21 protein-coding genes are annotated in these 21,787 nt (G+C 69.8%); 20 read left to right on the top strand and 1 reads right to left on the bottom strand.

The window, feature by feature from the left end:
- Positions 1–18 precede the first annotated feature (18 nt).
- The 4 genes from QRN16_RS05315 to aroB all read left to right on the top strand — a co-directional run bounded on the left by QRN16_RS05315 (position 19) and on the right by aroB (position 3,661).
- Positions 19–570: a prepilin peptidase gene (locus QRN16_RS05315; protein ID WP_056444731.1), complete on the top strand. Its 552-nt coding sequence runs from the start codon at positions 19–21 to the stop codon at positions 568–570.
- 12 nt (positions 571–582) lie between these two features.
- Complete coding sequence (gene aroC, locus QRN16_RS05310; RefSeq protein ID WP_027505250.1) at positions 583–1,770, top strand: chorismate synthase; 1,188 nt, start codon at positions 583–585, stop codon at positions 1,768–1,770.
- A gap of 98 nt (positions 1,771–1,868) precedes the next feature.
- The gene (locus QRN16_RS05305) at positions 1,869–2,555 is read left to right on the top strand and encodes a shikimate kinase (RefSeq protein ID WP_235578935.1); all 687 of its coding nucleotides are present in this window, start codon (positions 1,869–1,871) and stop codon (positions 2,553–2,555) included.
- The gene (aroB, locus tag QRN16_RS05300) at positions 2,552–3,661 is read left to right on the top strand and encodes a 3-dehydroquinate synthase (protein ID WP_027505251.1); all 1,110 of its coding nucleotides are present in this window, start codon (positions 2,552–2,554) and stop codon (positions 3,659–3,661) included. The genes QRN16_RS05305 and aroB overlap by 4 nt, the downstream gene beginning before the upstream one ends.
- 12 nt (positions 3,662–3,673) lie before the next feature.
- Here the strand turns inward: aroB and QRN16_RS05295 are convergent, their stop codons facing one another.
- The gene (locus QRN16_RS05295) at positions 3,674–4,267 is read right to left on the bottom strand and encodes a B-4DMT family transporter (RefSeq protein WP_222631037.1); all 594 of its coding nucleotides are present in this window, start codon (positions 4,265–4,267) and stop codon (positions 3,674–3,676) included.
- A gap of 119 nt (positions 4,268–4,386) precedes the next feature.
- Here QRN16_RS05295 and QRN16_RS05290 point away from each other — a divergent pair, with 119 nt between their 5' ends.
- From QRN16_RS05290 to QRN16_RS05215, 16 genes are all read left to right on the top strand, one after another.
- On the top strand, positions 4,387–5,496 hold the full coding sequence (locus QRN16_RS05290; RefSeq protein ID WP_056444724.1) for a M24 family metallopeptidase: 1,110 nt from the start codon (positions 4,387–4,389) through the stop codon (positions 5,494–5,496).
- A gap of 100 nt (positions 5,497–5,596) precedes the next feature.
- Positions 5,597–6,160 carry an elongation factor P gene (efp, locus tag QRN16_RS05285; RefSeq protein WP_027505254.1) on the top strand — a complete coding sequence of 188 codons (564 nt, stop codon included), beginning with the start codon at positions 5,597–5,599 and terminating at the stop codon, positions 6,158–6,160.
- A complete protein-coding gene (nusB, locus tag QRN16_RS05280; protein WP_051613217.1) occupies positions 6,161–6,721 on the top strand; it encodes a transcription antitermination factor NusB in 561 nt (186 codons plus the stop codon).
- Positions 6,722–6,811: 90 nt separating this feature from the next.
- Positions 6,812–7,387: a bifunctional pyr operon transcriptional regulator/uracil phosphoribosyltransferase PyrR gene (gene pyrR, locus QRN16_RS05275; RefSeq protein ID WP_056444721.1), complete on the top strand. Its 576-nt coding sequence runs from the start codon at positions 6,812–6,814 to the stop codon at positions 7,385–7,387.
- On the top strand, positions 7,384–8,343 hold the full coding sequence (locus QRN16_RS05270) for an aspartate carbamoyltransferase catalytic subunit (RefSeq protein ID WP_285185012.1): 960 nt from the start codon (positions 7,384–7,386) through the stop codon (positions 8,341–8,343). Before pyrR ends, QRN16_RS05270 begins: the two co-directional genes overlap by 4 nt.
- Positions 8,340–9,656: a dihydroorotase gene (locus QRN16_RS05265; RefSeq protein WP_285185010.1), complete on the top strand. Its 1,317-nt coding sequence runs from the start codon at positions 8,340–8,342 to the stop codon at positions 9,654–9,656. Before QRN16_RS05270 ends, QRN16_RS05265 begins: the two co-directional genes overlap by 4 nt.
- On the top strand, positions 9,657–10,160 hold the full coding sequence (locus QRN16_RS05260) for a PH-like domain-containing protein (RefSeq protein WP_027505258.1): 504 nt from the start codon (positions 9,657–9,659) through the stop codon (positions 10,158–10,160).
- Positions 10,157–11,311, top strand: a complete 1,155-nt coding sequence (carA, locus tag QRN16_RS05255; protein ID WP_027505259.1) for a glutamine-hydrolyzing carbamoyl-phosphate synthase small subunit — start codon at positions 10,157–10,159, stop codon at positions 11,309–11,311. The genes QRN16_RS05260 and carA overlap by 4 nt, the downstream gene beginning before the upstream one ends.
- Positions 11,311–14,715, top strand: a complete 3,405-nt coding sequence (gene carB, locus QRN16_RS05250; RefSeq protein ID WP_051613218.1) for a carbamoyl-phosphate synthase large subunit — start codon at positions 11,311–11,313, stop codon at positions 14,713–14,715. Before carA ends, carB begins: the two co-directional genes overlap by 1 nt.
- On the top strand, positions 14,712–15,554 hold the full coding sequence (gene pyrF, locus QRN16_RS05245; RefSeq protein ID WP_285185005.1) for an orotidine-5'-phosphate decarboxylase: 843 nt from the start codon (positions 14,712–14,714) through the stop codon (positions 15,552–15,554). The genes carB and pyrF overlap by 4 nt, the downstream gene beginning before the upstream one ends.
- A 192-nt stretch (positions 15,555–15,746) precedes the next feature.
- Positions 15,747–16,067, top strand: coding sequence for an integration host factor, actinobacterial type (mihF, locus tag QRN16_RS05240; RefSeq protein WP_027505261.1), 321 nt, complete (start codon positions 15,747–15,749; stop codon positions 16,065–16,067).
- Positions 16,068–16,140: 73 nt separating this feature from the next.
- Entirely contained in the window at positions 16,141–16,710 is a 570-nt protein-coding gene (gene gmk, locus QRN16_RS05235; protein ID WP_056445214.1) for a guanylate kinase, read from the top strand.
- A 64-nt stretch (positions 16,711–16,774) separates the two neighbouring features.
- Positions 16,775–17,080 carry a DNA-directed RNA polymerase subunit omega gene (rpoZ, locus tag QRN16_RS05230; protein ID WP_027505263.1) on the top strand — a complete coding sequence of 102 codons (306 nt, stop codon included), beginning with the start codon at positions 16,775–16,777 and terminating at the stop codon, positions 17,078–17,080.
- A complete protein-coding gene (gene coaBC / locus QRN16_RS05225) occupies positions 17,077–18,387 on the top strand; it encodes a bifunctional phosphopantothenoylcysteine decarboxylase/phosphopantothenate--cysteine ligase CoaBC (RefSeq protein ID WP_285184996.1) in 1,311 nt (436 codons plus the stop codon). Before rpoZ ends, coaBC begins: the two co-directional genes overlap by 4 nt.
- Before the next feature lie 105 nt (positions 18,388–18,492).
- Positions 18,493–19,707, top strand: coding sequence for a methionine adenosyltransferase (gene metK / locus QRN16_RS05220; protein WP_027505264.1), 1,215 nt, complete (start codon positions 18,493–18,495; stop codon positions 19,705–19,707).
- Between the two features lie 110 nt (positions 19,708–19,817).
- Positions 19,818–21,785 carry a primosomal protein N' gene (locus QRN16_RS05215; RefSeq protein ID WP_285186025.1) on the top strand — a complete coding sequence of 656 codons (1,968 nt, stop codon included), beginning with the start codon at positions 19,818–19,820 and terminating at the stop codon, positions 21,783–21,785.
- Positions 21,786–21,787 lie beyond the last annotated feature (2 nt).

Here is a 21,787-nt window from a genome sequence, read left to right as displayed (position 1 = left end):
CGGTGCCACCGTGACTGCATGACCGTCCTCCTCGGATCCGCGCTGTGTTGCCTCGCTCTTCTCACCGTCGGTCGGTGGGTGACGCCGACGGTGCCCGACCTGCTCGCGGCCGCCGTCGTCGGTGCCGCGCTCGGCGCGGTCACCACCGACGTGGCGATCCTCGCGGTCGGGGCATGGTCCTGTGCCGTCGCGCTCGTCGACCTGGTCCGTCACCGCCTGCCGGACGATCTGACGCTGCCCGCCGCGGGTGCGGTGCTCCTGGCAGCCGCCCACCAGGGTGGGGGCGAGTCGGCGCTCCTCGGCGGCCTGGCTCTGGCCGGTGTGCACCTCGTCGGGTCGGTGGCGTCACCCGGATCGATCGGAGGCGGCGACGTCAAGCTGTGCCTCGCACTCGGGGGACTGGGCGCGGTCTCGGGGCCGTCCGTGTGGACCGTGGCCGCCGTGCTGGCACCGACGACGACGCTGGTGCTGGCGGCGATGACGGGACGAACCGGGGGAGCGGCGGGGATTCCGCACGGACCCGCTCTGTGTGCGGCGACCCTGGTGGCGTGGGTGAACGCCGGGACGTGAAAAGATCGATCCGTGTTGCGATGGATCACTGCCGGAGAATCTCACGGCCCTGCCCTGGTTTCCATTCTCGAGGGCATGGTGGCCGGAGTCGAGGTGACCTCCGAGGACATCGGAGCTCAGCTCGCCCGACGACGCCTGGGCTACGGCCGCGGCGCCCGCATGAAGTTCGAGGCCGACAAGGTCACCGTCATCGGCGGTGTCCGGCACGGCTCGACGCTCGGCGGTCCCGTCGCCATCGAGATCGGCAACACGGAGTGGCCGAAGTGGGAGACCGTCATGGCGGCCGACCCGGTCGATCCCGCCGTGCTCGCCGACCTCGCGCGCAATGCGCCCCTGACCCGTCCGCGCCCCGGCCACGCCGACTACTCGGGCATGCTCAAGTACGGCTTCGACGACGCCCGGCCCGTGCTCGAACGCGCCAGCGCACGGGAGACCGCCGCCCGCGTCGCGGTCGGCACCGTCGCGCGACAGTTCCTGAAACAGGTCCTCGGCGTCGACGTCCTGTCGCACGTCATCTCGATCGGCGCGTCCGACCCGTACGAGGGCCCGGAGCCGTCGGCGGGAGACATCGAGGCGATCGACGCCAGCCCCGTGCGGGCGTTCGACGCCGTGGCCGAGCAGTCCATGATCACCGAGATCGAAGCGGCCAAGCGCGACGGGGACACCCTCGGCGGCATCGTCGAGGTGGTCGTCCACGGCCTTCCCGTGGGACTCGGCTCGTTCGTCACCGGCGACAGCAAGCTCGACGCGCAGCTCGCCGCGGCACTCATGGGCATCCAGGCCATCAAGGGTGTCGAGGTCGGCGACGGGTTCGAGACCGCACGCCGCCGCGGCAGCGCCGCCCACGACGAGATCCTCCCCGGCCCGGACGGGATCGTCCGCACCACCAACCGCGCCGGCGGCATCGAGGGCGGCATGACCAACGGCGCCCCGCTGCGGGTGCGCGCGGCCATGAAGCCCATCTCCACGGTTCCGCGTGCCCTGGCGACGGTGGACATGTCCACCGGCGAGGGTGCGGTGGCCATCCACCAGCGCAGCGACGTCTGCGCCGTGCCGGCCGCGGGGGTCGTCGCGGAGACCATGGTGGCTCTGGTGCTCGCCCGCGCCACGCTGGAGAAGTTCGGAGGCGACTCCGTCGCCGAGACCGCCGGCAACGTGCGCCGCTACGTGGAGAACGCGCAAGCCCGTCCGCCGCGATGACCGGGCAGGCCGGAGGCCGGTCGCAGGATGCCGGGCAGGCCGGAGGCCGGTCGGGGGAGACCGGTGAGGCCGGGGAGGTTTCCGGTCCGCCGCGCGCGGTGCTGATCGGGCCACCCGGCGCCGGGAAGTCCACCATCGGCCGACGGCTGGCTCAGGCCCTGGGCACGCAGGTGTACGACACGGACGTGGCCATCGAGAAGGACACCGGCCGCACCATCCCGCAGATCTTCGCCGAGAGCGGTGAGGCGGAGTTCCGTGCCATCGAGGAGCGCATCGTGCTCGATGCGCTGCGCACGTATCCGGGCATCGTGTCCCTGGGCGGTGGGGCGATCCTGTCCTCGCGCACTCGTGCGGCGCTCCGCGGTCACACCGTCGTCTACCTCGAGATCAGTGTCGGCGAGGGCCTCCGGCGCACCGGTGCGACCAGTGCCAACGCTTCACGACCCCTCTTGGCCGGCTCGGACCCACGGGCGAAGTACCGCGAACTGATGCGTACTCGGCGACCCCTGTACCGCGAGGTGTCCACCATCCGTGTCCGCACGGACGGCCGCAGCCCCGCTCGCGTCGTCACCGCTGTGCTCGGCCGTCTCGGCGTTGCCCCCGCCGACCGCGTCCCCGCGCCGGCCGCACCACCGCAGCGGACCTCGCCGCGGCGCCGGATCCGGCGCAAGGGCGGACGTCCGATCCCCACCGATCCGGGACCGTTGCCGCGGCAGTCGGCACCACGGACCGGCCGTACCCGACCACCGCAGGATCCACCCCCAGCACAGGAGACGCTCTCGTGACAGAACCTGTTCGTATCGACGTCCGGACGGCGAACCCGTACCCCGTGATCATCGGTCGCGGTCTGCTCACCGACCTGGTGGAGCAGCTCGCGGGCACGCGCACCGTCGCGATCTTCCATCAGCCTCCGCTCGCCGAGACCGCCGAGGCCGTCCGAGCAGCACTGGCGGACAACGGGATCGACGCACACCGCATCGAGATCCCCGATGCCGAGGACGGCAAGGAACTGGCCGTCGCCGGCTTCTGTTGGGAGGTGCTCGGCCGCATCGGTCTGACGCGGAGCGACGCCGTGGTCAGCCTGGGCGGCGGCGCGGCCACCGATCTCGCCGGCTTCGTCGCGGCCACCTGGATGCGCGGCGTCCGCATCGTGCACGTGCCCACCACGCTGCTCGCCATGGTCGACGCGGCCGTGGGAGGCAAGACCGGCATCAACACCGACGCCGGGAAGAACCTCGTCGGTGCCTTCCACGAGCCTGCGGCCGTCCTGGTGGACCTGGCGACCCTCGAGACGGTGCCGCACAACGAGATCGTGGCCGGGCTCGCCGAGGTGATCAAGACCGGATTCATCGCCGACCCAGTGATTCTCGACCTCATCGAGGCGGATCCCGCTGCCGCGCTGGACCCGACGGGCGAGGTGTTGCCCGAGCTGATCCGGCGCTCCATCGAGGTGAAGGCTCGGGTCGTCGCGGCCGATCTCCGGGAGTCCGATCTTCGCGAGATCCTGAACTACGGCCACACCCTGGGACACGCGATCGAGCGCCGCGAGAAGTACAAGTGGCGCCACGGCGCCGCGGTCTCCGTCGGTCTGGTGTTCGCCGCCGAGCTCGGACGCCTCGCGGGGCGACTGTCGGACGATGTCGCCGACCGGCACCGCAGCATCCTGCAGGCGGTGGGACTGCCCGTCAGCTACGACGCGGACGCGTTCGCCCATCTGCTGTCGGGCATGCAGACGGACAAGAAGAACCGAAACGGGCTGCTGCGCTTTGTCGTGCTGGACGGACTGGCCAAGCCGGGCCGCCTCGAGGGACCGGATCCGGCGCTCCTGGCCGCCGCGTACTCCGCAGTGGCGCGTGAGGAGCCGACGACGGGGTCGTCGATCTTCCTCTGACGACGGGGTCGGTCAGGAGGAGCGGTCGCCCTTCGCGAGGTTCGGGCGCCGATCGGAGTCCCGGACCGGCGCGAAGACCTCGGTGTCGGCGTCCGACTCGCCCCGTGCGGGTGCTCCGGAGGTGACGCGGTCGCGCTCGGTCGCGTCCTCCTTCTTGCCCGGCCGCAGGTCCTCCTGCTTGTCGTCGCCGCGTCCGGCCAGCCAGCGGCCCACCGTGACGGCGATGACCGTGGGGATGAAGACGAGCAGAATCGTGAACGCCGCGCCGGAGGTGACCTCGAAGAAGAGGGAGTTGCTGCTCACCGCGAGGTTCGCCACCGCCGAGAACACCCAGCAGACGAGCCCGGCGAGAACACCGGCCACGACCGACGCCTTCAGCCACAGCATCGTGAAATCGGTCCGGCCCTCACCGTGGTCGCCGCGGCGGTGCGCGTTGATCCCGTCGATTCCGCCCCACACGACGGCCACGAGAACGACGGCGGCCAGCGTGATCATGCGCAACACGGACCCTTGCGCGGGCCAGGCGGAGACCGCCAGCGCGAGCAGCACTCGTGCCACCACATGAACCAGCGCCATCCCCACACCGCGAACCACCCACCCAGTCATGCTGCACACAGTAATCACCCCGGTCAGTCGCGTGTGCTTCTGCCCACATATCCGGGTGCGGTGTCGTCTGGCGGACCGGTGTCGCCGACCGTCGGTGACGGCGGCGGTAGGTTCGAGAGATGCCGTCCTCCGACCGCGCCGCACGGCGTGACGCCCTCCGAGAACTCGTCCGCGACCGGGAGGCCGACGCGCTCCTGGTGACCGATCTGCTCAACGTCCGCTACCTCACGGGGTTCACCGGTTCCAATGCCGCGCTGCTGCTGAGTGCGCACGACTCCGCCTCCGACGAGTCCGGCACCGTGGTGTGCACCGACGGTCGGTACGTGACGCAGGTGGGCGAGCAGGTGCCCGACCTCGCGGCGGTGATCGACCGCGCGGGCCCTGTTCGCCTGCTGCAGGACGCCGGCGGTGCGCGGGGCGGGCAGACCGTCGGATTCGAATCGCACGTCGTGTCCGTCGACGAGCATCAGGCATGGTCCGACGCCGCGTCCTCGCTCTCGCTCCAGCGCATGCCGCGACTGGTGGAGAAGCTGCGGATGATCAAGGACGAGAGCGAGATCGACGCGCTGCGACGCGCCTGCGGTGTCGCCGACGCCGCGCTGGCCGCGTTGATCGAGCGGGGTGGCATCAGCGCGGGCCGGACCGAGAAGCAGGTCGCGATCGATCTGGAGTTCCTCATGCTCGAGCTGGGAGCGCACGCCATCTCGTTCGAGACCATCGTGGCCGCGGGCGCACACTCGGCGGTGCCGCACCACCGCCCCACCGGTGCGGTGCTCGAGCAGGGTGACCTGGTGAAGCTGGACTTCGGCGCGGAGGTGGACGGGTACCACTCCGACATGACGCGTACCTACGTGCTGGGCACCCCCGCGGACTGGCAGCGCGAGCTGTACGCCCTCGTCGAACAGTCGCAGGCCGCCGGACGCGCCGCCGTCCTCCCCGGCGCCGACGTGCAGGCGGTGGACGGAGCGGCTCGCTCGGTCATCGTGGACGCGGGGCACGGGGACAAGTTCCTGCACGGACTCGGCCACGGCGTGGGACTCGAGATCCACGAAGCGCCGGGAATCGGTGCCACCGGCACCGGTACACTGCTCTGCGGTGCTGCGGTGACAGTCGAGCCCGGCGTGTACTTCTCCGGTCGCGGAGGCGTACGGATCGAGGACACGCTCATCGTTCGAGAGAACGAGCCGGAACTGCTGACGCTCACCAGCAAAGAGTTCACCGTTCTGTAGGCGAGGGCCTGCCGACCAGTGCTTGTCAGGCCCGGAGGCCGTGCGCGGCGTCCGGGTACCGAGAGACCGAGACGACAGTCGACGAGGAGACGCGAAGCAAGTGGCTTCCACCAGTGATTTCAAGAACGGACTCGTTCTCAACATCGAGAACCAGTTGTGGTCCATCATCGAGTTCCAGCACGTCAAGCCTGGTAAGGGACCGGCCTTCGTGCGCACCAAGCTCAAGAACGTCACGTCGGGCAAGGTCGTCGACAAGACCTTCAACGCGGGCGTCAAGGTCGAGACCGCGACGGTCGACCGACGCGACATGACGTACCTCTACCACGACGGTTCGGACTACGTCTTCATGGACGGCGACACCTTCGACCAGATCTCCGTCGCCGAGGCGACCATCGGCGAGGTCTCGCGCTTCCTGCTCGAGAACATGAAGGTCCAGGTGGCGATGCACGAGGGTCTGCCGCTGTACGTCGAGTTGCCGGTCACGGTCGAGCTGATCGTCCAGCACACCGATCCGGGTCTGCAGGGCGACCGCTCCACCGGTGGCACCAAGCCGGCGACCCTCGAGACGGGTGCCGAGATCAACGTGCCGCTCTTCATCAACACCGGCGACAAGCTCAAGGTGGACTCCCGCGACGGCAACTACCTCGGGCGCGTGAATTCCTGAGTGAGCGAGCCTTCCAAGAACCCTGCCGCACCGGGAAAGCCGGCGGCGAAGAAGCTCGGAGCACGGCACAAGGCGCGTAAGCGCGCCGTCGACTTCCTCTTCGAGGCCGAGGCTCGGGATCTCGATCCCGTGGTGCTCGCGACCGAGCGCGGCGAGCTGTCCGCTCACGAGGAGACGGTGGCGCCGGTCAACGCGTACACCACGACTCTCGTGACCGGAGTGGCCGAGAACCTCGACCGCGTCGACTCGGTCATCGGGGATCACCTGCACCAGTGGACTCTCGATCGTCTCCCCGCCGTCGACCGCGCGATCCTGCGCGTCGCGGTGTGGGAACTGCTGAACGCGGTCGACGTCCCGCCGGTGGTGGCCGTCGACGAGGCGGTCGAGCTGGCCAAGCAACTCTCCACCGACGACTCGCCGTCCTTCGTCAACGGGGTGCTGGGCCAGATCGTGCTCGTCGCACCCCAGGTGCGCGCCGCCGCGGCGGCGCGTCCGGCGGCGCAGAGCCGGCCCGTGACGGAGAACACCGCCGACGACGCCGTACCGCCCGCCTCGAGCTGAGTTCGAGCCCGGCGTGGTTGGTATAGTCACCGCGTCAGACATCCTTTAACGATCCGTCCAGTGAGGCGGAGAAGGAGGTCACCTGTTCTCGTGTCCTCAGACGAGCCCGGTACCCCCGGTCCAGCAGGCCAGTCCCGCGAGCTGTTGTCGTCGGCGGACGTCGGCCGCACCATCGCCCGGATGGCCCACCAGATCATCGAGAAGACCGCGTTCGGCTCGGCCGACGCCGCTCCGCTGGTTCTCGTGGGTATCCCCACTCGCGGTTCCACTCTCGCCACGCGCCTCGCGGACCGGATCGAGGAGTACTCCGGACTCCGCCCGCCGGTCGGCTCTCTCGACATCACGCTCTACCGCGACGATCTGCGCAGCAAGCCCCATCGCGCGCTCGAGCGCACCTCGATGCCCGACACCGGTGTGGACGGCGCTCTCGTCGTGATCGTCGACGACGTGCTGTTCTCCGGCCGATCGGTGCGCGCCGCGCTCGACGCTCTCCGCGATCTCGGGCGTCCGCGGGCCGTGCAGCTCGCAGTGCTCATCGACCGCGGCCACCGCGAACTCCCGCTCCGCGCGGACTACGTGGGCAAGAACGTGCCGACCGCGCGCACCGAGGACGTCTCGGTGCTGCTCGACGAGCACGACGGTCGAGACGGGGTGGAGCTCTCGTGAGTGCCCGGCACCTGCTGTCGACGATGGACCTGAGTCGCGACGACGCCACCGACATCCTGGACGAGGCGGAGCGCTTCGAGCAGGCGCTGCTCGGCCGCGACGTGCGCAAACTCCCCACCTTGCGTGGCAAGACGGTCATGACCGTCTTCTACGAGAACTCGACGCGCACCCGAGTGTCGTTCGAGGTCGCGGGCAAGTGGATGAGCGCGGACGTCATCAACGTCAGCGCGAGCAGCTCCTCCGCGTCGAAGGGTGAGTCGCTGCGCGACACCGCCCTCACGCTGCGAGCGGCCGGCGCGGACGCCCTGATCGTGCGGCACCCCGCGTCCGGTGCGGCGCACCGCATCGCCCAGTGGACGGCCCTGCCCGACGGATCGGGTCCGGCCGTGATCAACGCCGGCGACGGCACGCACGAGCATCCCACCCAGGCTCTGCTCGACGCGCTGACGCTGCGCCAGCGTCTCGGCGGAATCGAGGGCCGCCGCATCGCCATCGTCGGTGACGTCCTGCACAGCCGCGTCGCCCGGTCCAACGCGTTCCTGCTGGCCACGCTCGGTGCCGAGGTGGTGGTCGTCGCGCCGCGCACGCTGCTGCCGGTCGGCATCGAGACGTGGCCTGTCACCGTGGCACCGTCGCTCGACTCCGAGCTGCCGGCGCTCGACGCCGTCATGATGCTGCGCGTCCAGGCCGAACGCATGAACGGTGGCTTCTTCCCGTCGGCGCGGGAGTACTCCATCGGATACGGGTTGTCGCAGAAGCGGTTCGATCTGCTCCCCGACCACGCGGTGGTGCTGCACCCCGGTCCGATGCTCCGCGGCATGGAGATCGGCTTCTCGGTCGCCGACGCACCCGAGACCGCCGTCCTGCACCAAGTCCAGAATGGAGTGCACGTGCGTATGGCAGTGCTGTTCCGCCTGCTCATCGGGTCCGAGCCGACCACGGGACTCGCGCGATGAGCGGGACCGTGGTGCTGCGCTCGGTGCGCCCCTACGGCGAGGGTGATCCCGTGGACGTGGTGGTGTCGGGCGGCGTCATCGACGCGATCGGCGCGGACGTCACCGTTCCCGAGGGTGCCGAGATCGTGGACGGTGCCGGTGGCGTTCTGTTGCCCGGCTTCGTCGATCTGCACACTCATGTCCGGGAGCCGGGCCGCGAGGACACCGAGACCATCGAGACGGGTTCCGCCGCAGCAGCTCTCGGCGGATACACCGCCGTCTTCGCGATGGCGAACACCTCTCCGGTCGCGGACTCCGTGGTGGTCACCGACCACGTGTGGCGTCGCGGCCAGGAGGTCGGGCTGGTCGACGTCCACCCCGTCGGCGCCGTCACCGTGGGCCTGCAGGGCAAGGCCCTGGCGGAGATGGCCACCATGAACGCCGGTGTCGGTGCGGTCCGGATGTTCTCGGACGACGGTCACTGCGTCGCCGACCCACTGCTGATGCGCCGTGCCCTCGAGTACGCGGCCGGCCTGGGAGTGCTCATCGCGCAGCACGCCGAGGAGCCGCGGCTCACCGAAGGTGCCGTCGCCCACGAGGGTCCGACCGCGGCGCGCCTGGGTCTCACCGGATGGCCCCGGTCCGCGGAGGAGTCCATCGTCGCCCGCGACGCGATCCTCGCGCGGGACGCGCGCAGCCGCGTCCACATCTGCCACGCCTCCACCGCCGGCACCGTGGAGCTCCTCGACTGGGCGAAGAAGCAGGGCATCGCCATCACGGCCGAGGTGACACCGCACCATCTGTTCCTGGACGACTCGCGTCTCGAGACCTACGACGCCGTGAACAAGGTGAACCCGCCGCTGCGGGAGGCCTCCGACGTCCAGGCACTCCGCGCGGCGTTGGCCTCGGGTGTCGTGGACTGCGTGGCCACCGATCACGCGCCGCACGCCGAGCAGGACAAGTGCTGCGAGTTCTCGCAGGCCCGGCCCGGCATGCTCGGCCTCGAGACCGCCCTGTCGGTGATCGTCACGACCATGGTGGAGACCGGTCTGCTCGACTGGCGCGGCGTCGCACGGGTCATGAGCGAGCGACCGGCGGAGATCGTCGGGCTCACCGACCAGGGTCGGCCCATCGCGGTCGGAGAGCCCGCCAACCTGACGATCGTCGACCCGGACGTCCGGTGGACCGTCGTCCCGAGGGATCTGGCCTCGCTGTCCGCCAACACCCCGTACGAGTCGCTCGAGCTGCCCGCGAAGGTCACCGCGACGCTGCTGCGCGGACGGATCACCAGCCGCGACGGAGTCGCGGCCGCGCCATCGGGAGGGATGAACTAGATGGACAGAGTGCTGTTGGTGGTCGGCTTCCTCGTGTTCTGGGTCGCCATGATCGGCCTGATCATCTGGGGCTGGAAGAACCGTCAGAAGCGTCAGGCCGACGCGATCGGAACCCTCCCGGCCGTGCCGGAGCAGCTCGGCGCCGTCGTCACCCCGGCCTGCACAGGTCTGTACGTGGGATCGACGTTGGCCCCGAGCTGGCAGAACCGGATCGCCGTGGGCGACATGGGCCATCGCGCCACCGGAACGCTGACGCGCTACGAGACGGGCATCCTGCTCGAGCGCACGGGGGAGTCCGACATCTGGATGCCCGCCGACTCGCTCCGCGCCGTGCGGACCGAGCGTGGCCTCGCCGGCAAGGTCATGACCAGGGACGGCCTGCTGGTCGTCCGCTGGGAACTGCCCACCGGCACCGAGATCGACACCGGCTTCCGAGCCGATGACAAGACGGTCTACCCGCAGTGGGTGGACGACACGAGCAGTGACGAGAAGGAGACCGCGTGAGCACCCAGGACGCCGCGGCACTGGTCCTCGAGGACGGGCGCATCTTCCGTGGCACCGCGTTCGGAGCCCGGGGTTCGACCCTGGGCGAGGCGGTGTTCTGCACCGGCATGACCGGCTACCAGGAGACGCTGACCGATCCGAGCTACCACCGCCAGATCGTGGTGGCCACGGCCCCTCAGATCGGCAACACCGGCTGGAACGGTGAGGACAACGAGTCCGTCGGACGCACCGGCGACGCCGACGACTCCCGTATGTGGGTCGCCGGGTTCGCCGTCCGCGACCCCAGCCGCCGCAGCTCGAGCTGGCGCTCGACCGGCACCCTGGGTGAGGAGATGGCGCGGCAGGACGTCGTCGGCATCGCCGAGATCGACACCCGCGCGCTGGTGCGGCACCTGCGCACCCGCGGGTCGATGAAGGCCGGCATCTTCTCCGGCGAGGCCCTCACCGACGTCGACGCGCTGATCGAGACCGTGCGCAGCCAGCCGAGCATGGTGGGTGCGGATCTGGCGGGCGAGGTGAGCACGACCGAGGGGTACACGGTCGACCCCGAGGGCGAGCCCCGGTACTCGGTCGTCGCGGTCGACCTCGGCATCAAGTCGAACACGCCGCGCATGTTCGCGCAGCGGGGAATCCGGGTCCACGTGGTCCCGGCGAACGCCGACATCGACCAGGTGCGGGCACTCGGCGCGGACGGCGTGTTCCTGTCCAACGGACCGGGCGACCCGGCCACCGCAGACTCGGTGGTGCGGCTGACCGAGCAGGTGCTCGGCGACGGCACCCCGCTGTTCGGCATCTGCTTCGGCAACCAGATCCTCGGCCGTGCACTCGGCCGCTCCACCTACAAGATGACCTTCGGTCACCGGGGCATGAACATCCCGGTGATCGAACACGGCACGGGCCGCATCTCCATCACGGCCCAGAACCACGGGTTCGCGCTCGAGGGCGAGGCCGGCGAGGAGTTCGACACCCCCTTCGGCCGGGCGATCGTCAGCCACACGTGCGCGAACGACGGCACCGTCGAAGGTGTCCGCCTGCTCGACGACTCGGCGTTCTCGGTGCAGTACCACCCCGAGGCCGCGGCCGGTCCGCACGACGCCGAGTACCTCTTCGACCGTTTCCTGCAGCTCCTCGACAAGAAAGCCGGCCAGTAATGCCACGGCGCACAGACCTCCAGCACATCCTGGTCATCGGATCCGGACCGATCGTCATCGGTCAGGCATGCGAGTTCGACTACTCCGGAACGCAGGCCTGCCGTGTGCTCCGCGAGGAAGGCCTGCGGGTCAGCCTCGTGAACTCGAACCCGGCGACGATCATGACGGACCCCGAGTTCGCGGACTCCACCTACGTCGAACCCATCACGGCGGAGTTCGTCGAGAAAGTCATCGCGAAGGAGAAGGCCGAGGGCCATCCCATCGATGCGGTGCTCGCCACCCTCGGCGGCCAGACGGCGCTCAACTGCGCGGTGGCGCTGCACGAGCAGGGGATCCTCGAGAAGTACGACGTCGAGCTCATCGGAGCCGACTTCGAGGCGATCCAGCGCGGTGAGGATCGCCAGAAGTTCAAGGACATCGTCGCGAAGGTCGGCGGCGAGAGTGCCCGGTCGCGTGTCTGTTACACGATGGCCGAGGTGCACGACACCGTTGCCGAACTCGGCCTGCCCGTCGTCATCCGGCCCAGCTTCACCATGGGCGGGCTCGGCTCCGGCATGGCGTACACGACCGAGGATCTCGAGCGTCTCGCCGGCGGCGGACTGGCCGCGTCGCCGTCTGCGAACGTGCTCATCGAGGAGTCCATCTACGGATGGAAGGAGTACGAGCTCGAGCTGATGCGCGACAACCGCGACAACGTGGTGATCGTGTGTTCGATCGAGAACGTCGACCCGATGGGTGTGCACACGGGCGACTCCATGACGGTCGCTCCGGCGATGACGCTCACCGACCGCGAGTACCAGAAGATGCGCGATCTGGGCATCGCCATCCTCCGCGAGGTCGGCGTCGACACGGGCGGATGCAACATCCAGTTCGCGATCGATCCGAAGGACGGTCGTCTGATCGTCATCGAGATGAACCCGCGCGTCTCGCGGTCGAGTGCACTCGCCTCGAAGGCGACGGGATTCCCGATCGCCAAGATCGCGGCGAAGCTCGCGGTGGGGTACAGCCTCGACGAGATCGTCAACGACATCACGGGCGAGACACCGGCCTGTTTCGAGCCGACGTTGGACTACGTCGTCGTCAAGGCGCCGCGCTTCGCGTTCGAGAAGTTCCCGGGGGCCGACGCCACCCTCACGACGACGATGAAGTCGGTCGGCGAGGCGATGAGCCTGGGCCGCAACTTCACCGAGGCGCTCGGCAAGGTGCTGCGGTCGCTCGAGACCAAGGCCACCGGATTCTGGACCACGTCGGACGAGGTGCTGGCGGGGGACCGGGCGCACGATCTGCAGGCGGTGCTGGCCGACCTGAAGGTTCCCACCGAGGGACGCATCTACGACGCCGAGTTGGCACTGCGCCTCGGCGGCACCGTCGAGGAGGTCGCCGCCGCGTCCGGTATCGACCCGTGGTTCATCGACGAGATCGCCGGTCTGGTGGAACTGCGGACCCGGCTGCTCGACGCTCCCGTCCTCGACGAGAACCTGCTGCGTCGGGCGAAGCACTCGGGCCTGTCCGATCGGCAGATCGCGGCACTGCGTCCCGAGCTCGCGGGGGAGGACGGGGTGCGCTCGCTGCGCCACCGGCTGGGAGTGCGGCCCGTGTTCAAGACCGTCGACACGTGCGCCGCGGAGTTCGAGGCGAAGACGCCGTACCACTACTCCACCTACGAGCTCGATCCCGGCGCGGAGACCGAGGTGGCCCCGCAGACCACGCTCGGCAAGGTGCTCATCCTGGGCTCCGGTCCCAACCGCATCGGCCAGGGCATCGAGTTCGACTACTCGTGCGTGCACGCGGCCACGACGCTCTCGGCCGCCGGCTACGAGACCGTGATGGTGAACTGCAACCCCGAGACCGTCTCCACCGACTACGACACGGCGGATCGTCTGTACTTCGAGCCGCTCACGTTCGAGGACGTGCTCGAGGTGTACCTGGCGGAGAAGGAGTCGGGCGAAGGTGGACCAGGTGTCGTCGGTGTCCTCTGCCAGCTCGGTGGGCAGACGCCGCTCGGTCTCGCGCAGCGACTGCAGGACGCCGGTGTGCCGATCGTCGGCACGTCGCCCGAGGCGATCGACCTGGCGGAGGACCGCAAGGAGTTCGGTGAGGTGCTTGTCGCCGCCGGTCTGCCCGCGCCGAAGTTCGGCACGGCCACCACGTTCGACGGCGCGAAGCGCATCGCGAGCGAGATCGGCTACCCCGTGCTCGTGCGTCCGTCGTACGTGCTGGGCGGACGCGGCATGGAGATCGTCTACGACGAGGCGTCGCTGGACGACTACATCTCCCGCGCCACCGAGCTCACGCCGGAGCACCCCGTGCTGGTGGACCGGTTCCTCGAGGACGCGATCGAGATCGACGTCGACGCCCTGTGCGACGGCACCGAGGTCTACCTCGGCGGCGTCATGGAGCACATCGAGGAGGCGGGCATCCACTCCGGCGACTCCGCGTGCGCGCTGCCCCCGATCACGCTCGGCCGCACCGACATCGACGCGGTCCGCCGATCGACGGAGGCGCTCGCGTTCGGGATCGGGGTCCGCGGGCTGCTCAACGTGCAGTACGCCCTCAAGGACGACGTGCTCTACGTGCTCGAGGCCAACCCTCGTGCGAGCCGCACGGTGCCCTTCGTCTCCAAGGCCACGGCGGTGCCGCTCGCGAAGGCCGCGGCCCGGATCGCTCTGGGCGCGACCATCGCGGAGTTGCGGGCGGACGGCGTGTTGCCGCCCACCGGTGACGGCGGGCACGCTGCCTTCGATGCACCGGTCGCGGTCAAGGAGGCCGTGCTGCCCTTCAACCGGTTCCGCAAGGCGGACGGCAGTGGCGTCGACACCCTCCTGAGCCCCGAGATGAAGTCGACCGGCGAGGTCATGGGAATCGACGCGGACTTCGGTACCGCGTTCGCGAAGAGCCAGACCGCCGCGTACGGCTCGCTGCCGACGACGGGGTCGATCTTCGTGTCCATCGCGAACCGCGACAAGCGGTCGATGGTGTTCCCGGTCAAGCGGCTCGCCGATCTGGGCTTCCGCATCCTCGCGACCGAGGGAACGGCGGAGATGCTGCGCCGCAACGGCATCAGCAGCGACGTGGTGCGCAAGCACTCCGACGTGCTCGAGGACGGTGAGCGGACCATCGTGGACCTGATCCGCGAGGGGGAGGTCGACATGGTGTTCAACACACCGTTCGGCAACTCCGGCCCGCGGGTCGACGGGTACGAGATCCGCAGCGCCGCGGTGGCGCGCAACATCCCGTGCATCACCACCGTGCAGGGTGCCGCGGCCGCGGTGCAGGGGATCGAGGCGAGCATCCGCGGCGACATCGGGGTGCAGTCGCTCCAGGATCTGCACAGCTCGCTGACGACGTACCTGCGAGCGGGCACCGGGCCGACGGCCACGACCGACCCGGTCACCCCTCGGTGACCGGTAGTCCGGAGGCCGGGGTGTGGCGCAGGAAGCTGACCGCGGCCGTCCGGTCGCGGGGACGCCTGTGTGTCGGCATCGATCCGCACTCCGCGATCCTCGCGTCGTGGGGCCTCGACGACACCGTGGCGGGCCTCGACCGCTTCGCGCGGCTCTGCGTCGAGGCGTTCGCGTCGGACATCGGGGTGGTCAAGCCGCAGGTGGCGTTCTTCGAGCGCTTCGGGTCCGGTGGACTCGCCGTGCTCGAGCGGACCATCGCCGATCTGCGTGCGGCGGGCGTGCTCGTCGTCGCGGACGCGAAGCGTGGGGACATCGGGTCCACGTCGGAGGCGTACGCCCGGGCGTGGCTGGACCCGTCCTCACCACTCGCCTCGGACGCCGTGACGGTCTCGCCCTACCTCGGGGTGGGTGCGCTGACGCCGTTCGTCGAGCAGGCGACTGAGCACGGCTGCGGCCTGTTCGTGCTCGCACGCACGTCGAATCCCGAGGGCGCGGCGCTGCAACAGGCGGTCACCGCCACCGGTGCGAGCGTCGCGCAGGCCGTGGTCGACGAGGCCGCGGCGGTCAACACGCGGGCGAACGACGACGTCATGGGTCTCGTGGTGGGTGCGACACGCGGACACGGGCTCGATCTGCGGACGTTCTCGGGGCCGATCCTCGCGCCCGGACTCGGCGCCCAGGGTGCCACCGCGCTGGACCTGCCCTCCCTGTTCCAGGGTTCGTCAGAGTTGTTGCTGCCCAACTCTTCCCGCGACGTCCTGCGACACGGTCCGGACGTGGCCGCTCTACGGGGAGCGGCGATCGTCGCTCGCGACACCGTCGAGCACGCCCTCGCATAGACCACCATCGCGGCGACACGGCGGCGGGGGGCAAGTTCGCAATCGGCGCCCTGCCCGGGTACGGTCGCTATCGCCGCTGGTCAATCCGGTGGCAGTGACTGGATGTACCAGAACGGCCGGCTCGCGCACATCGCGTGACGCGAGTACGGAATGCACTTCTCGACAGAGATTCACCGATGAGACGGAGGAACCGTGGCCCTTCCCCAGTTGACCGATGAGCAGCGCGCTGCTGCCTTGGAGAAGGCGGCACAAGCTCGTCGTGTCCGGGCTGAGCTCAAGGAACGCCTCAAGCGCGGCGGAACCGACCTCAAGCAGGTCCTCAAGGACGCCGAAGAGGACGAGATCCTCGGCAAGATGAAGGTGTCCGCACTGCTCGAGGCTCTGCCCAAGGTCGGCAAGGTCAAGGCTCAGGAGATCATGACCGAGCTGGAGATCGCACCCACCCGCCGCCTGCGCGGACTGGGCGATCGTCAGCGCAAGGCGCTTCTCGCCAGGTTCGACTTCGAGGCCTGACAGCGACGTGTCGACCGACAACGAGTCGACGGCAGTGTCGAGCGAGGACTCCTCGCTCAGGAAGGGCCGGCTGGTGGTACTGGCCGGCCCTTCCGCCGTCGGTAAGTCCAGTGTGGTCGCGAAGGTGCGTCAGCAGCTTCCCGATCTGTACTTCAGCGTGTCGGCGACGACGCGCGATCCCCGCCCCGGCGAGGTGCACGGACAGGACTACCGGTTCGTGGACGCAGCGGAGTTCGATCGCATGATCGAGGCCGGTGATCTCCTCGAATGGGCGGAGATCCACCGTGGCCTGCACCGCAGCGGTACGCCCGCCGAGCCCGTGCGTCGCGCGCTCGCCGCCGGTGAGCCGGTTCTCCTCGAGGTGGATCTGCAGGGTGCGCGCGCGGTCCGTGCCGCCGCCCCGGAGGCTCTGCTCGTGTTTCTCGCGCCGCCCTCCTGGGACGTGCTGGTGGGTCGGCTCACCGGCCGCGGCACCGAACCGCAGGACGTCATCGAGCGTCGGCTCGAGACCGCGCGCGAGGAACTGGCGGCCTCCGACGAGTTCGACACGGTCATCGTGAACGACGATGTCGACCGAGCGTGCGCGGAGTTGGTATCCTTGTTGGTCGGTGGCGTCCCGAACGGTGAGTTCGGGACCGCGTGACCGCACAGGTAACACCAGTTTTCTCTTCCGAGGCATCCGCCCCGGTGAATCTTCAGGAGCATTTGTGAGTAGTCCCTTGGCGAACGTGTCCGATTCCTTCTCCCGTATCGACGTGGCGACGTACGACACCCCGCTGGGCATCACCAACCCGCCCATCGACGAGCTGCTGGACCGGACGTCGTCGAAGTACGCGCTGGTCATCTACGCCGCCAAGCGCGCGCGTCAGATCAACGACTACTACAACCAGCTCGGTGACGGCATCCTCGAGTACGTCGGCCCCCTCGTCGAACCGGGTCTGCAGGAGAAGCCGCTGTCCATCGCCATGCGCGAGATCCACGCCGACCTTCTCGAGCACGTCGAAGGGGAGTGAGTTCCCTGTCTCCCTCGGACACGACGACACGGCGTCACGTCGTGGTCGGTGTCGGGGGAGGGATCGCCGCGTACAAGGCGTGCGGGCTGATCCGCCACTTCACCGAGGCGGGTGACGACGTCCGCGTCGTCCCCACCGAGTCGGCGCTGCAGTTCGTCGGCCGGGCGACCTTCGAGGCGTTGTCGGGCAACCCGGTGCACACCGGAGTGTTCGCCGACGTGCCGGAGGTACCGCACGTCCGCCTCGGCCAGAACGCCGATCTCGTCGTCGTCGCCCCGGCCACGGCCGACCTGCTGTCGCGGGCCGCTGCCGGACGCGCCGACGACCTGTTGACGGCGACGTTGCTCACCGCGCGGTGCCCGATCGTGTTCGCGCCGGCCATGCACACCGAGATGTGGGACCACCCCGCGACCGTCGAGAACGTCGCGACGTTGCGCCGACGCGGTGTCACGGTGATCGAGCCGGCCTCGGGTCGGCTCACCGGCAAGGACACCGGAGCGGGCCGTCTGCCCGAGCCGGACGAGATCGCCGGCATCGCCGAGCTGCTGCTCGAGCGACCTGATGCGCTGCCTCGTGACCTCGAGGGGCGGCGCGTCGTCGTCTCCGCCGGCGGCACGCGCGAGCCGTTGGACCCGGTGCGGTTCCTCGGCAACCGCAGCTCGGGCAAGCAGGGTTATGCGCTCGCGCGGGTCGCCGCCCAGCGCGGTGCCGACGTGCTGCTGATCTCCGGCTACACCAGCGACCTGTCCGCTCCTGCCGGTGTCCGCGTCGAGACGGTCCGCACCGCCGAGGACATGCGCACCGCGGTCACGGCCGCCGCCGTCGGTGCCGACGCCGTGATCATGGCCGCCGCCGTCGCCGATTTCCGGCCGACGACGCTCGCCACCAGCAAGATCAAGAAGGGTGCCGACGAGCCGGACACCATCCCGCTCACGCGCAACGCCGACATCCTGGCCGGCCTCGTCGCGGTACGCGATGCCGGTGACCTGGCCGCCGACGCCGCGATCGTCGGCTTCGCGGCCGAGACCGGCGACCAGCACGGCGACGTGCTGACGCACGCCCGCGCCAAGCTGGCACGCAAGAAGTGCGACCTCCTGGTTGTGAATGCGGTCGGTGAGGGTAAAGCATTCGAGATGGACGACAACGACGGCTGGATCCTGTCCGCGGACGGGACCGAGCTGGCGCTCGAACACGGATCGAAGGCGCTCATGTCGTCTCGTGTGATCGATGCGTTGGTGCCCCTGTTGCGCGTGCGTCAACCGTCACCGACGTCGCAGGAGTGTACGAGCGCCGACGACTCGCGGTGACCCGCAGTACTCGAGACGTCGGTGGCTCCGTCTATCGTCGACTGGCGTCTCGGGGAGCGGTTCGATCATGTCGACACATTCATGCGTGTACGAGAGGAAACATCTGTGAGCACGTCCGCCAGTCGGCTCTTCACCAGCGAGTCCGTCACCGAGGGTCATCCCGACAAGATCTGTGACGCCATCAGCGACTCCATCCTGGATGCGCTCCTGACCGACGATCCGCGCGCACGCGTCGCCGTCGAGACCCTGGTGACCACCGGGCAGGTTCACGTCGCCGGTGAGGTCAACACCACCGCGTACGCCGACATCCCGCACATCGTGCGCGAGAAGGTACTCGAGATCGGCTACGACTCGTCGGCCAAGGGCTTCGACGGCAACTCCTGTGGGGTCAACGTCGCCATCGGCGCGCAGTCGCCCGAGATCGCCCAGGGCGTCGACAACTCGCACGAGTCCCGCGTCGAGGGTCTGACCGACGACGAGATCGACCGTCAGGGTGCGGGCGACCAGGGCCTGATGTTCGGCTACGCCATCAAGGACACGCCCGAGCTCATGCCGCTGCCGATCGCACTGGCGCACCGGCTGTCGCGTCGCCTCACCGAGGTGCGCAAGACCGAAGTGCTGCCGTACCTGCGTCCCGACGGCAAGACCCAGGTCACCATCGAGTACGAGGGCAACAAGGCCGTTCGCCTCGACACCGTGGTCATCTCCACCCAGCACGCGGCCGACATCGATCTCGACAACATGCTGACCCCGGACATCCGGACCCATGTCCTCGAGGCCGTACTGGCCGAGCTCGGGCACGACTCGCTCGACACCTCGTCGGTACGCCTGCTCGTCAACCCCACCGGCAAGTTCGTCCTCGGCGGGCCGATGGGCGACGCCGGCCTGACCGGTCGCAAGATCATCGTCGACACCTACGGCGGCTGGGCCCGCCACGGCGGCGGCGCGTTCTCGGGCAAGGATCCGTCGAAGGTCGACCGCAGCGCCGCGTACGCGATGCGGTGGGTGGCCAAGAACGTCGTGGCCGCAGACCTCGCAGAACGAGTCGAGGTGCAGGTCGCCTACGCCATCGGCAAGGCCGCTCCCGTCGGTCTCTTCGTCGAGACGTTCGGATCCGAGAACGTGGATCCGCTCAAGATCCAGTCCGCCATCACCGACGTGTTCGACCTGCGTCCCGGCGCGATCATCCGCGATCTGGACCTGCTGCGTCCGATCTACGCGCCCACCGCGGCGTACGGCCACTTCGGCCGCACGGACATCGATCTGCCCTGGGAGAACACCGACCGTGCCGAGAAGTTGCGGTCCGCCGCAGGTCTGTGACGTCTCGCTCCACTTCGTGATCATCGTCTGAAAGGGGTCGGTCGGTGAGTGCCACCGCATCCGGTGTGCGCTCACCGGCCCCCACCCGGCCCATTGCCCGCGTGCTTCCCATGCTCGCGTTGTCCCACCTCGATCGCGATTTCGACTACGTCGTCCCCGCCGAACTCGATGCCGTGGCGCAACCCGGTGTGCGTGTCCGCGTCCGCTTCGCCGGGCGGCTGGTCGACGGGTTCCTGCTCGCCCGCCTCGACACCAGCGACCATCCGGGGAAGCTCGGCTTCCTCGACAAGGTGGTCTCCGCCGAGCCGGTGCTCGGCCCCGAACTGCTCGGTCTCGTCGACGCCGTCGCGACGCGCTACGCCGGCACCCGTCCGGACGTTCTTCGTCTCGCTGTCCCACCCCGACACGCGCGGGTGGAGAACGAATCTCTCGCCTCCGGTGCGCAGTCGATCCCCCTCCTTCGCCGGGACGAGTGGTCCGCGTACCGGCACGGCGCCGAGTTCCTCGACGCGCTCGGCGGCGGTCGGGCGCCGCGGGCGGTCTGGCAGGCGTTGCCGGGGGAGGACTGGGCCGCCCGGCTCGCCGACCTGGCAGCCGTGGCCGTGTCGTCGGGACGGGGAGCCGTTCTCGTCGTCCCGGACCAGCGCGATCTCGATCGCGTGGACACGGCCTGCCGAGCCGTCCTCGACGACGACGCGGTGGTCGCGCTCGCCGCGGGGCTCGGTCCCGCCGAACGCTACCGACGGTGGCTCGCCGCCGCTCGTGGCCGCGCTCGTGTCGTGATCGGCACGCGCAGCGCCGTCTTCGCCCCGGTGCACGACCCGGGATTGGTGGTGGTCTGGGACGACGGCGACGACTCGTTGTCGGAGCCGCGTGCGCCGTACCCCCATGCCCGCGAGGTCGCGTTGCTGCGTGCACACCGAGCCGGTTGCGCCGCCGTGGTGGGCGGTTTCTCCCGGACGGCGGAGGCACAGGCTCTGGTCGAGACGGGGTGGGCGCACGATCTCGTGGCCACCCGTGACACCGTCCGCGGGCGCGTTCCACGGGTCACCGCTCTCGCGGACAGCGACCACGCGCTCGCCCGCGACCCCGGAGCGCGCGCGGCGCGACTCCCGGCGATCGCCTTCGCGGCGGCCCGAGCGTCGCTCACCGCCGGGCACCCCGTGCTGGTCCAGGTCCCGCGGCGCGGGTACGTGCCCTCCCTCGCCTGCTCCAAGTGCAGGACGCCCGCCCGGTGCCGACGGTGCCACGGACCCCTGGCGCTGCCGTCCGCGCCCGGTGCCGACGGCGCGGGCAGCCCCACGTGCAAGTGGTGCGGCACCGCCGACCCGTCGTACTCGTGCCCCACGTGCGGTTCACGAGTACTGCGCGCCGTCGTGGTCGGCGCAGGACGGACCGCCGAGGAGCTGGGCCGGGCGTTCAGCGGCGTCACCGTGCGACAGTCCGGCGGTACCTCGGTGCTCGACACGGTGCCGGCCGGCCCGGCCATCGTCGTGTCCACCGTGGGCGCCGAACCCGTCGCGGACGGCGGCTACGGTGCCGCGCTGCTGCTGGACGGGTGGGCGCTGCTGGGTCGAGCGGATCTGCGCGCCGCAGAGCAGACCCTTCGCCGCTGGATGGCCGCCGCCACCCTCGTGCGCCCGTCGGCCGAGGGCGGTGAGGTGGTCGTGGTCGCGGATTCGGGACTGCCCACCGTGCAGGCATTGGTGCGGTGGGACCCCGTCGGACACGCGCGCACCGAACTCTCCGAACGCACCGAGGTCGGGTTTCCACCCGCGGTGCACATCGCCGCCGTGGACGGCACCACCGAATCGCTGCGCGCCCTGATGGAATCGGCGCGGCTCCCGGACGACGCCGTCACGCTGGGACCCGTGGACCTGCCACCCGGCGAGCGGCTGCCGTTCGGCAGCGAGATCGACGCCGACTCGTCCGCGCCCGTCGAGCGGATGCTGGTCCGCGTCCCGCGATCGTCCGGTGCCGCCCTCTCCCGCGCACTCGGTGAGGCACGGGCCGTGGTGGGGGCGAAGAAGACCGCGTCGGCGCTGCGAATCCAGGTCGACCCGCTCCGCATAGGGTGAAC

The sequence above is a fragment of the Rhodococcus sp. MEB041 genome (assembly GCF_030208955.1).
Classification (GTDB): Bacteria; Actinomycetota; Actinomycetes; order Mycobacteriales; family Mycobacteriaceae; genus Rhodococcoides.
The sequence above is the reverse complement of the archived record's forward strand: the minus strand, read 5'-3'. Positions and strand labels throughout refer to the sequence as shown.

Coding starts and splice junctions, on each gene's coding strand:
- QRN16_RS05290 (WP_056444724.1), top strand. CDS start 4,387: ATGCCGTCCTCCGACCGCGCCGCACGGCGTGACGCCCTCCGAGAACTC.
- QRN16_RS05315 (WP_056444731.1), top strand. CDS start 19: ATGACCGTCCTCCTCGGATCCGCGCTGTGTTGCCTCGCTCTTCTCACC.
- QRN16_RS05215 (WP_285186025.1), top strand. CDS start 19,818: ATGCTCGCGTTGTCCCACCTCGATCGCGATTTCGACTACGTCGTCCCC.
- carB (WP_051613218.1), top strand. CDS start 11,311: ATGCCACGGCGCACAGACCTCCAGCACATCCTGGTCATCGGATCCGGA.
- QRN16_RS05265 (WP_285185010.1), top strand. CDS start 8,340: ATGAGCGGGACCGTGGTGCTGCGCTCGGTGCGCCCCTACGGCGAGGGT.
- QRN16_RS05295 (WP_222631037.1), bottom strand. CDS start 4,267: ATGACTGGGTGGGTGGTTCGCGGTGTGGGGATGGCGCTGGTTCATGTG.
- QRN16_RS05260 (WP_027505258.1), top strand. CDS start 9,657: ATGGACAGAGTGCTGTTGGTGGTCGGCTTCCTCGTGTTCTGGGTCGCC.